The following is a 9,945-nucleotide window of genomic DNA, read 5'->3' as shown; positions in this document are numbered from 1 at the left end:
ATTCCACGTGCGAAATGTTGATCGTGATGCCGCGCGCTTTTTCTTCCGGCGCGTTGTCGATCTGGTCGTACGCTTTCACTTCTCCCGACCCGATCGCCAAGGCCGCTACCTTGGTGATCGCCGCCGTTAATGTCGTCTTCCCGTGGTCGATGTGCCCCATCGTCCCCACGTTCAGATGCGGTTTACTCCGATCGTATTTTTCCTTCGCCATTTTTCTTTCTCCTTCTTTAATTTGATAAAGAAATTTTATAGCAACGATTGAGCCCTCAACGAGATTCGAACCCGTGACCTCACCCTTACCAAGGGTGTGCTCTGCCGACTGAGCTATGAGGGCTTAACGTGCTTACCCGTTCGCACGAGTAGTGGGCAGTGAAGGATTCGAACCTCCGAAGTCGTCTGACAACTGATTTACAGTCAGTCCCCTTTGGCCACTTGGGTAACTGCCCAAAATAAATTATTAAGATCGCCGTCATGCCTCTCGCGGCAACCTCAGAGCCGACGACGAGACTTGAACTCGTAACCGCCCGCTTACAAGGCGGGTGCTCTACCGATTGAGCTACGTCGGCGCGTGCTTCGCGCCCTGCCAAAACCACACGGGAGCTACGACAATTAAGCAGGGCGATTATACCAAAGCCATACTTAACGGGGAAGTTAAACAGGCAATTAAATTGCTCCCGGCGCTTTGTCCCGCCGCAAAATCACGGGAACTCCTAGGAGCAGGGCGCAAGTGTAGCAGGATTCAGAATGTCAGTCAAGAATGACAAACACATTGCGAGGCATGAATTTGCCCCTTGACATGGCGAATAAGAAGTTGTATATTTAGAACACTTGTTCTATGAGCGATATAAATCGATACGACCTGTTAATGGAAGCCTTTGCAGAACTCAAGCCAGAGATAGACGCGGCGCGTCGACTCACGCCGGTTCCCGCTTACCCATCGTTAAACCAGGCGCTCTCTGAATTTGGTGAGATGCCCAGCGAAGCCATGTTCATGGGCGTCGCATCCGATGGATTGCCAATGCTGTTGAACTTGCACGATGCGGTGCCAGGTCCGTTACTGGTCTTGGGCGATGCCGGCGCGGGGAAAACAAATCTCCTTCAAGTGATCGCGCATTCGGCAGGAATGATGCATCAACCGTCCAACCTGCAGTTCGGCGTGGTGACCAACCACCCCGGGGAATGGAACGGTGTTGAAAAAATCCCCAACAATGTCGGTGTCTTTCCTTTGTACGCCACTTCGTCTGAGGAGTTCATTCTTTCGCTGGCATCCTGGGCGCACGGAAATAAAACCAGCTCGCAATCCGTTCTGTTGTTACTTGACGATCTCGAAGCCGCAACCAATCTCGATTTCGACGCGCGACAAAACTTGCGCTGGCTCCTCCTGCGCGGACCCGCCCGCCGCGTTTGGCCCATCGTCACTCTCAACCCAAGCCGTTTAGATTCATTACACCCATGGCTCGAATTGTTCCGCACGCGCGTCTTCGGATCGATCAGGGATGAAAATATCGTCAACCGGTTGAAAGCCCGGGATGCGAAACTCCCCACCCTTCACAACGGAGCGGAATTTACCTTGCGCGAAGGCGATCAATGGCTTCGTTTTTGGCTACCAAGCATAGAATAAAAAGGAGTCCCACATGCACACCGGAATGCTTTGGTTCGACGACACACAATCCACGCTGGATACCAAGATCAAAAAAGCGACGGAATATTACAAAAAGAAATATGGGCGCATGCCCGACCTGTGCCTCGTGCATCCCAACATGATGCGGGATTCTGCAGTGGAAAGCGAAAAGCCTGCCCTGAGAGACAGCGAAGGGATCACCGTGCGCGCCTATCGCCCCGTTCTCCCCGGTCACATTTGGGTTGGCGTGGAAGATAAAAACTGATCGTTCATTGTTCGTTCAGCAGTTGAACTGCTCAACGAACGCCAATACCAAGCAACACGGACAAGAGTCGAGTCCTGTCCTTTGCAAAACCTCCCGTGAAACTGGCTCACGGGAGGTTATTTTTATCCGGTCATCACCACAAATGCCACCGAATGACTCCGGCTGTGGCTAATGCTCACCGACCACGAAGAATACCCAAGCGAGTCTGCTTTTTGTTTCGCCGCGCCATGAAGAGTCAGCATAGGCGCTTTTTGTTCGCCGCCCAAGATTTCGATTTCCTTCCACATCACATCCCCAATCCCTGAACCCAGCGCCTTAGCAACCGCCTCCTTCGCCGCAAACCTTCCCGCCAAAGACTCGGCTCGCTGACCACACTGCTCCAACTCGGCAGGCGTATAGATCCGCTCGAGATAATGCTTGCCATGCCGCCCAATCACCTCCTCGATGCGAGATATTTCAATCAGATCAACGCCGGTCGCAATCTTCATTTCACCAATCTCTAGTCTCCAATCCTCTAATCCTCTAATCTTCTCTTTCACACACCAATTACCGCGTACCCTCACGCCCCCGCCGCCGCAATTGCCAACTTCTCAGGGTCGATGAACCGGCGCGCCGCGCTCAACACGCGCTCACGCGTCACCTGGCGCACAAGATCGGCATAGCGAAGATAATAATCCAAGCCCAAATCATGGCGCTCGATATTCAGCAACGCGCCCACCACCCCGCTATTCGATTCCAACGAAAGAGGCAAACGCCCAACGTAATTGGTCTGGCTATCTGCGAGTTCTTCGGCAGTCACGCCGTCATCCACAAATCGCTTCAACTCGCTTACGATCAGCTCGGTGGCTTTATTCACATTCGACGGGTTCACCCCCGCGTTCACCTCCCACGAACCGGGACCCACCCCCGCGCTCAGGCTCGAACCCGCATAATATGCCAACCCGGCCTTCTCGCGCACCACATCGCCGATTCGCCCCATCAGCCCGAACTGCCCCAAAATGTTATTTCCAAGCGACGCCGGCAAAAAGTCCGGGTCTTTGCGCATGGGACCCGTCGTGCCGATCACAAGATCAGATTGCGACTTCCCAGCGATCAGGTGATGCTTACGGGCAGTTTTCTTTAATGACTTCAAAGGAGGAAGAGCCGGCGCCTCTTTCTGACCTTTCACCTGCCACGCCCCTAGCGAGCGCTTCACCTGCCTGACCGCTTCTGCCGCCTTCACCGCGCCGACGATGGCGATCACCATCCCGCGCGGACCGAAATGCTCGCGATGAAATTTGACCAGGTCAGCCTGCCTAATCTTCTTGACCGTTTCCGGGTGACCATCCTCCGCGCGGCTATATGGATGACCTTTGAATAGGATTTCATCAAACACCATGGAAGCCATGTCAGACGTATCCTGAGCGCGGATCGCAAGACCCGTCAACAATTGCGTTCGCAATTTTTCCACTTCGGCTTTTGGAAATGTGGGATTGATCAACGACCCAGCCAGCAAATTCAACAAGAGCGGCAAGTCCTCTGCCAGCGAGCGCCCGGTAAAACCGGAGGAATGGACGCCCGAACTGAACCCTAAACTTGCCCCGGCCGATTCCAATTCATTGTAAATGGTATCGAACGTTCGCGTCTTCGTTCCGCGCATCAACGCCGAGGTCACAAAGTCTGCCAAGCCGAGTTTCGCATCGGGGTCGAAGAGCGAGCCGGCGGTAAAAAAACCGCCAATAACCACCGACGGGCTGTTAAAGTTGGAACGGGTCAAGATCGTGATCCCGTTCGGCAATACCTCGCGATAAATGTCAGTAGGGCTGGGTAATGCGGAGTGATTGATCGTCATCATTGAGACCTCCCGCCCAAAGGAACATACGTTCCGACGACGCGGCTTTGAGGCTTCAAGTATTCGTTCGCCACGCGTTGAATATCCTTTGCGGTGACCTTTGCCAGTTTATCGAGATAGGTTTGGAACCATTCATACGTGGCAAACATTTCGGCGTAGCCCATCCAGAATGCCTGATTGGTGATGTTCTCGCTTCCATAAGCGAATAACGCGCGCGCTTGTTTGATGGCGCGGACGATTTCCTCTTTTGAAGCTTTCTCTTCTTGCGCGCGTTTGAGTTCCTTATCCAGCGCGGCAAGCGCTTCTTCCGGTTTGCGTTTGGGATGAATCGTCATTGTGATTCCATACAAGAACGGGTCGATCGTTGCGGACGCGCCCCCGTGAACGCTGACCGCGACTTCTTTATCTACAAGAGCGCGGTAGAGGCGCGAGGTTTTGTTCGAGATGCCGCCGCCGAACATGTTGAGGTTGCTGGGACCCGCGAGCAAACTGTCCAGCACGGTGAGGGGGAAAAAGTCGGGGTGTGAAGCGGCTGGGAAGCGGTAACAAGCCTGCACGTACGAAGTTGAACCGGGTCCCTCCACGCTGAGTCGCACCTCCCCGTTTTGCGGAAGTTCAGGGCGGGCAACGCGCGCCGGCGCTTTTCCAGCTGGGATCGACTCGTAGAGTTCACGGATGCGCGCCAGCATTTTGTCGGTTTCGAAATCGCCGGCCACCGCCATCACGGCGTTGTTGGGCGCGTAGAATTCGCGGTAGTGATTGTATAGATCGTCGCGCGTCATCGCGCGGAGGTCAGCCATGTCGCCGATAACCTCGTGATGGTAGGGATGCACGCGGAAGGCGGTTTGTTGCACCGCTTCGCCGAGCATGAAGAGCGGTTCGTTTTCACCGCCTTCGCGCTCAGAAATAATGACCGTGCGTTCAGAGGCGACTTCGTCCAGGTCGAATCGGCTGTTTGTCATGCGGTCCGCTTCGAGACGTAAACTCAGGTCGATTTTGTCGGCCGGCATGGTTTCGAAGTATGCCGTCCAATCGAGATAGGTCATGGCGTTCCATGCGCCGCCTTCGCGCGAGATGGCTTTATCGAGCATGTTGGCGGGAAATTGCGGCGTGCCTTTGAATTGCATGTGCTCGACCCAGTGCGAAATGCCGGTTTTCCCCTGCACTTCGTCGCGCGAGCCGACGCGATACCACAACCACGAAGAAATGATCGGCGCGGTATGAATTTCTTTGAGGAAAACTTTCAATCCGTTGGAGAGGGTGGTTTCAGTGAGCGAGTTTTTCATGGTCGGGGGTGACTCCAAATTTAGGGGGATTGTGCCGACGAACAGATTTGGATTCCATTCCACACGGCATTCGGTTCCACGAGGCAGAAGTACGGCTTGACCACTTCCTGCAAGCCGACGAACGGCTCATGCAGTTGCGTGTCTTTGAGCGGAATGTCGACCGGCACATTCAAACTGATCGGCACCTGGATCTGGTTATTGTTGGGGTCGGTTTTCACGGGCAACGGAAAATCGAGGATCACATTGAGCGGCGTTCCGGCCGGCAGAGTGACCACCGCATCGGCATCGATATCCACTCCGCCGGTATTGATGACGACATGGGCATTGTTGATGGTGGTTGCGTCTGCCAGCACGATGCGCGTGGTGGTTTTGACCGGTACCACAATATCGAGAGGGATCGCCGCGTTGACGGGAATGTTCGTCGAAATGGTGGCTTCGTCCATTCTCACAAAATTGAGATATAACCCGCCCAGCACCCCGGAGAACTGGTCGTTGGCGGTGAGTTGCAACGCGCCTAACAACCGCAATGCGACAAGCAAAATGGCAATCAAGACGATGTTTACGATGAGCGAGAGTATGCCGGTGAACGTCCAAAAGGCGCGTAGGATGCGAGTCGGTTGGGGAACAGAATCAGATGCGGGGGGGGTGGGAACCGGCGCGGAGGCTTGAGTCGCGTTGGCGCGGCGATAGGCGCGCGTCCGCGCAGTTTGACCGGCGTCGCCGCGCACGATCCGCATTAAACGCGCAAAAGGTTTCTCACGTTTTGGGGATGACTGTGTCATACGACCTCCTCGCTTTGGGTACAGTACGCCTGTAATCTTAGCATAGATATGAAAAAATGTATGAAAGTTACGAAGACAGAAGACATTGCCGCAAAGTTATTTTTGGCTATAATCTCTTCGTTCTTCAAAATCGCAGGGCGTTCCAGGAGGCATCGTGACCAACCCATACCATGTCGCCGTGATCGGCGCGGGATCGGCGGGGCTGTTCGGGGCGCGTGAGTTAGCCGCGCAGGGAGTCCATGTATCACTCTTCAACCGCGACATCAAACCGGGCGGACTCGCCGAGTATGGCATTTACCCTGAAAAACATACGATGAAAGAGGGACTGCGCAAGCAGTTTCGGCATGTCTTGGATATGCCCAACATCGATTATTACGGAAACATCACGTTCGGGACGCGGGGCGACCTGACTCTCGCTGGGTTGCGTTCCCTCGGCTTCGACGCGGTTCTGGTGACGGTGGGCGCGCAGGGCACCAAGTCGTTGAACCTGCCGGGCGAGAACCTCGAAGGCGTGTATCACGCCAAAGATGTTGTGTATTATTACAATCGTCTCCCGCCGTACAGCCAGTGGCGCTTCCGCTTTGGGAAGCGATGCGCCATCATCGGCGCGGGCAACGTGATGGTGGACATTGCCCGTCACCTCATCAACGAATATAAAGCGGAGGTGGTCACGTCGGTGGTGCGGCGCGGACCGGCCGAGGTTAACTTTACAAAAGAAGAAATGAAGCATTTGATCTCGTATCTCGACCTGAATGAGTTCGAGCGCGAAATGGCGCGCGTTCTGCCCGCTTTGCAAGCCATCAACCAGGATCCTGAAATTGGACGTCATAAAGTGTTGGATTCTCTCACAAAGGCTGATCCCAAAACCGATAACGCCTCATTCCATTTTGATTTTCTCGCTTCGCCGGTAGGCATGATCGGCGAGAACGGCAAACTCACTCACCTGGAAGTGGAGGATAACATTCTCATCGAAAAAGACGGCAAGACCAGCGCCAAGGGCGCCGGCACGAAGCGTATGATTCCGCTTGACACCGTCATCTTCGCCATCGGCGATCAAGTGGATGAGTCGTTTGGTTTGCCGACGGAATGGGGCGAGTTCGTGAAGACTCCAAACCCGCGCTTTCCTGTGGACGGACTTTCGTATGAATCGCCGATCGAGGGCGTGTTCGTGGGCGGCTGGTCGCGCAAGGCAAGTTCGGGGCTGGTGGGCATCGCTCGCAAGGATGGCACGAATGCGGCGAAAGTGATCCTGCAATATTTGGGGACAAAGCAAGCAGGCGAACTGGATGTTTCTGCCTTGGAGGAAAAATTGAAGTCGCTCGGCAAGCCGGTCGTGTTGAAAGAACACGTCAAAAAACTGGAAGCGATCGAATTGGAAGAAGCCAAAAAACGCGGCATCGAGGAATTCAAGTTCGATAGTAATGAAGAGATGTTGAAAGCGGTGGGGTTGGGGTAAACAAGTTACCCCTCAACTCCTGAACAACGGAGAAGAGGGGTAAAATTTTGCTGTGAATATTTTGTCGTTGGTTTTTCAAGGAAGGATTGGGCAACATGAGGAATCTTCTTGGCTTAAATGTAGTTCTCACGATAATCCTGTTATTGACCGCATGCAGTCAAACCTCACAGTCGAGCTCCACTGTCGTACCTTCGTTCGTCAGACCAACAATTACTCCTGCCGCCATTCCTTCCCCATTCTCCACACTTTCTGTTGAAATCACTCCAACTCAAGTCTTTGTTCCTCCCACGCTCATACCGACTATTGATCCCGCTGTAGTGCCGGAGTTATTGAGTAAGGCATTTTTCATCCAATTCCTTGATGGACCGAATGGTCACAACATACGACAGATCACGGGCTGGGATTATGGTTTGGGCGGAGGATATAGGTTTAGTTGCCCCCCATTTCAATGGATGGACGAGCAACATCTGCTTCTTTTTCCAGCAACTGGGCAGGTTTACGATTCTGCTTATATAACCGGCGTGAATATAGTTCATCAACCAGTTATTATTAATTTTGAAAGCGGGCATACATGGCTGCCATATGTAAACCAAGTTGCATCGCCACTTTCTTGCAATGGCGTGTATTGGTCGAAGGAACTTGGCATGGTTTTAAGACCCGGAAATAACAGCTCCGCCTATGATTACAATGACAGACCAGCTATATTCACTTATACCCTTGATGGACAGGATATTAATCATTATTGGGGAAAGCTCCTTACTATATCGCCAAGTGGGACGAAAATTCTTGTTGATGATGATACAGTCATCGACCTCACTAGCAATAAAATAATTGAACTAGCATGGTACATGAATTACGATTCAGGAACATCAAGATTTTTCTGGTCATCGGACGAAACTCGCATCTATCGGTGTTGTCATCAATATGCCGATATAACCACTGGGAGGAGCTATAGTTTTGATGTGACAGAATTGCGCAGCACAAACGGAGAACCTGCACGTTCTACTATGCTTCCATTTACCAAAGGTCAATGGGTACGAAACGATACTTTTTTTCTCGTCGAATGGAGCTGGATCGATGATGGAGATATTCGATATCTTCCTATGTTTGATCCAGCGAGGAAGATAATTTACGATGTAAGAGCGATGGCAGGAATTTCAGAAGATTTGACCTGCCCAGAAACTTCAACCTCTCCCACTGGTGAATATGTATGGATTATGTGTTATGGAGGGGATTATTTGGTCAATCTGTTCAATTTTGAGAGCACCGCCTATCCCGGATATTCACAAATGGAAATCAACTGGTCAGCAGATGGTCAATCTGCATGGTTAAATGACTTCATAAACGATAAAATCGAATTACTTTCTCTCTCAAACAAGGAGCTAACAACCTTATCACCTTATCAAGTTACCGAACTTTCCTTCCGTTGGCATCCAATAGGTGGGTATCTCGCTTCTTTGTCAACAGATAATCAGGTTTTGGAAATATTAAATTCTAAAACCATGTCTACTGAAAAACTGGTTCTGCCTCTTTCCTTTCGCGATTTGATCTGGAGCCCAACTGGTGAAAAAATCGCTCTTGTAGCTGTGGATGGTAGTTTATGGCAAGTTGATTTTCCAACATTGGAAAATTTAGAACAACTAACTTCATCATTCACTGACGTCCAAGATGCGCACTGGTCACCTGATGGCAATTCCATTGCCATTGTTAGCGGATCAAATATTTACATCGTAGAAATCACAAAATAATCTTTATGAAACGCGACCTGTACTTCAGCAAGCCATTGATGAACGCGGCGGGGTCGTTGGGGTTCGCGCCAGACCTCCGAGATTTTCGCGAAGCACTCCCGAAACATGGTGGAGGGGGTGAAAATCTCGGAGGTCTTGAACTCGGCGCATTCGTGACCAACCCGATCTCGCTTCGTCCGCGTTTGCCGACTGCTCAACCGGCTGTGATCGAATACCCCGGCGGATTCCTCCTCCACACGGGACTGCCGAATCCCGGCATCCATGCCGCGCTGAAAAAATATTCCGCCAAGTGGACGCGCTCCGAATTGCCCATCATCGTCCACCTCATGGCTGACCGCCCCGAAGAGACGCAACAAATGGCGCGCATGTTAGAGTCGCATGAAAACGTGATGGCTGTCGAACTCGGCTTCGCTCCCTTGCTCGCCGACGATATTATTTTGCTCACGCTCGAAATGTGTTTGGGCGAACTTCCGTTGATATTTTCGTTGCCTGTTGAACAAGCGCTGTCGCTCGGTCCGCGTTTGATGCAGGAGGGAGCGCAGGCGATCAGCATCGCTTCTCCGCGCGGCGCGTTCGTATCTCGTAACTCGCAACTCGTAACGGGGCGGTTATATGGTCCTTCGCTTTTCCCACAGACCCTCGAAACCACGCACAACGCCGCCAAACTAGGAATCCCCATCATCGGCGCGGGAGGCGTGTGGACAAAAGAAAACGCCGACGCGATGCTCTCGGTCGGCGCGCTGGCAGTGCAGGTGGATGCGGCGTTGTGGAATCCGTCAATTATTTTCTCTTAAACACCTCACCTTACGCAGTAAAGACGTAATGCGAGATTTTGAACATTAACAAATTACTCTGACATAAGGCCGGTATAGCGTAAGAGCGGTTCAGAACCGTGAGAGAAACGGTCGAGAAAAGCAAGGACCTGAAATCGCAATTGGTTCACTTGGTCTGCCCAG

The 9,945-nt window shown here is 52.3% G+C and carries 10 protein-coding genes and 3 tRNA genes; 5 read left to right on the top strand and 8 right to left on the bottom strand.

All coding sequences use genetic code 11. The features are described 5' to 3' along the window. The 4 genes from AC16KF_RS19120 to AC16KF_RS19105 all read right to left on the bottom strand — a co-directional run. Positions 1-211, bottom strand: a 211-nt coding sequence (locus AC16KF_RS19120) for a GTP-binding protein (RefSeq protein ID WP_484035794.1), incomplete at its 3' end; no start/stop codon positions are given. 50 nt (positions 212-261) lie between these two features. Beyond that, a tRNA-Thr gene (locus AC16KF_RS19115) sits at positions 262-334 on the bottom strand. A gap of 29 nt (positions 335-363) precedes the next feature. After that, a tRNA-Tyr gene (locus tag AC16KF_RS19110) sits at positions 364-446 on the bottom strand. Between the two features lie 47 nt (positions 447-493). Continuing rightward, positions 494-566, bottom strand: a tRNA-Thr gene (locus AC16KF_RS19105). A gap of 269 nt (positions 567-835) precedes the next feature. On the opposite strand from AC16KF_RS19105, the gene AC16KF_RS19100 reads away from it, so the two are divergent. Together AC16KF_RS19100 and AC16KF_RS19095 are read left to right on the top strand one after the other, a co-directional pair. Next, positions 836-1,621 carry an FtsK/SpoIIIE domain-containing protein gene (locus tag AC16KF_RS19100; protein WP_484038963.1) on the top strand — a complete coding sequence of 262 codons (786 nt, stop codon included), beginning with the start codon at positions 836-838 and terminating at the stop codon, positions 1,619-1,621. Between the two features lie 13 nt (positions 1,622-1,634). Beyond that, positions 1,635-1,886 carry a hypothetical protein gene (locus tag AC16KF_RS19095; RefSeq protein WP_484038962.1) on the top strand — a complete coding sequence of 84 codons (252 nt, stop codon included), beginning with the start codon at positions 1,635-1,637 and terminating at the stop codon, positions 1,884-1,886. A 122-nt stretch (positions 1,887-2,008) separates the two neighbouring features. On the opposite strand, the gene acpS is transcribed toward AC16KF_RS19095, so the two are convergent. The 4 genes from acpS to AC16KF_RS19075 all read right to left on the bottom strand — a co-directional run bounded on the left by acpS (position 2,009) and on the right by AC16KF_RS19075 (position 5,785). Next, positions 2,009-2,374 carry a holo-ACP synthase gene (gene acpS, locus AC16KF_RS19090; protein WP_484038961.1) on the bottom strand — a complete coding sequence of 122 codons (366 nt, stop codon included), beginning with the start codon at positions 2,372-2,374 and terminating at the stop codon, positions 2,009-2,011. Between the two features lie 71 nt (positions 2,375-2,445). After that, positions 2,446-3,720, bottom strand: coding sequence for a M16 family metallopeptidase (locus AC16KF_RS19085; protein ID WP_484038960.1), 1,275 nt, complete (start codon positions 3,718-3,720; stop codon positions 2,446-2,448). Next, positions 3,717-5,003, bottom strand: coding sequence for a M16 family metallopeptidase (locus AC16KF_RS19080; protein WP_484038959.1), 1,287 nt, complete (start codon positions 5,001-5,003; stop codon positions 3,717-3,719). Before AC16KF_RS19080 ends, AC16KF_RS19085 begins: the two co-directional genes overlap by 4 nt. A 20-nt stretch (positions 5,004-5,023) precedes the next feature. Then, positions 5,024-5,785 (bottom strand): hypothetical protein, encoded by a 762-nt coding sequence (locus AC16KF_RS19075; protein WP_484038958.1) that lies wholly within the window; start codon positions 5,783-5,785, stop codon positions 5,024-5,026. A gap of 154 nt (positions 5,786-5,939) precedes the next feature. Here AC16KF_RS19075 and AC16KF_RS19070 point away from each other — a divergent pair, with 154 nt between their 5' ends. The 3 genes from AC16KF_RS19070 to AC16KF_RS19060 all read left to right on the top strand — a co-directional run bounded on the left by AC16KF_RS19070 (position 5,940) and on the right by AC16KF_RS19060 (position 9,783). Then, positions 5,940-7,241, top strand: a complete 1,302-nt coding sequence (locus AC16KF_RS19070; RefSeq protein ID WP_484038957.1) for an FAD-dependent oxidoreductase — start codon at positions 5,940-5,942, stop codon at positions 7,239-7,241. 95 nt (positions 7,242-7,336) lie between these two features. After that, entirely contained in the window at positions 7,337-8,989 is a 1,653-nt protein-coding gene (locus AC16KF_RS19065) for a DPP IV N-terminal domain-containing protein (RefSeq protein WP_484038956.1), read from the top strand. Positions 8,990-8,994: 5 nt separating this feature from the next. Beyond that, complete coding sequence (locus AC16KF_RS19060) at positions 8,995-9,783, top strand: beta/alpha barrel domain-containing protein (protein ID WP_484038955.1); 789 nt, start codon at positions 8,995-8,997, stop codon at positions 9,781-9,783. Positions 9,784-9,945 lie beyond the last annotated feature (162 nt).

It is taken from the genome of Candidatus Defluviilinea gracilis (assembly GCF_057138825.1).
Note: the sequence above shows the minus strand (reverse complement) of the source record. Positions and strands in the feature narration are given on the sequence as shown.